The 677-nt window shown below is 52.9% G+C and carries 1 pseudogene; it reads left to right on the top strand.

The annotated features are described in order from the left end of the window. Window positions 1-51: 51 nt before the first annotated feature. A pseudogene (locus J9889_RS14265) lies at window positions 52-677 on the top strand (IS110-like element ISAeca3 family transposase); the annotation flags it as partial.

Below are 677 nucleotides of genomic sequence, written 5' to 3'. Positions count from 1 at the left end.
ACCCTGTGAGCGGTACGCTGACAGGGTGTTTTTCTTTCAGGAGAGGCCATCATGGAAAACGTTGCGCTTATTGGTATTGATCTCGGTAAACACTCTTTTCACATTCACTGTCAAGACCGGTTCGGCAAGGCTCTTCTTCGCAAGAAGTTCAACCGGACAAAGCTCATCGAATCCCTCGCAACTTTTCCTGTATGCACCATCGTCATGGAGGCATGTGCCGGAGCCCATTACATGGCTCGTCGGCTGGCTGAATTTGGGCATGAGAGTAAGCTCATTTCGCCTCAATTCGTGCGCCCATTCGTCAAGAGCAACAAGAACGACTTCATCGATGCTGAAGCTATTTGCGAGGCCGCCTGCCGTCCCTCCATGCGGTTTGTAACGCCCAAGACCGAAAGCCAGCAAACGTTGGGAGCACTGCATCGTGTGCGCGAATCGTTTGTGCGCGATCGGGTTAAGGCATCGAACCAGATACACGGCTTTTTACTCGAATTTGGCATCAGTCTGCCCGTCGGTCATGCCGCCATCAAGCGCCTGCCTTCTGTGATGGCTGAACACGAGTTACCAGCGCGACTGATTACCATGTTGGAGAGGCTGCATGCCCATTTCAAGTATCTGGAGCAGCAAATTGCCGAGATCGACAAGGAACTGGCCAGCCAGCTTGGCGATGACGATCTTGG

Origin of the sequence: Aeromonas sp. PrichA-15, assembly GCF_017939245.1 — a bacterium.
Lineage (GTDB): Bacteria > Pseudomonadota > Gammaproteobacteria > Enterobacterales > Aeromonadaceae > Aeromonas > Aeromonas caviae.
The sequence above is the reverse complement of the archived record's forward strand: the minus strand, read 5'-3'. Positions and strand labels throughout refer to the sequence as shown.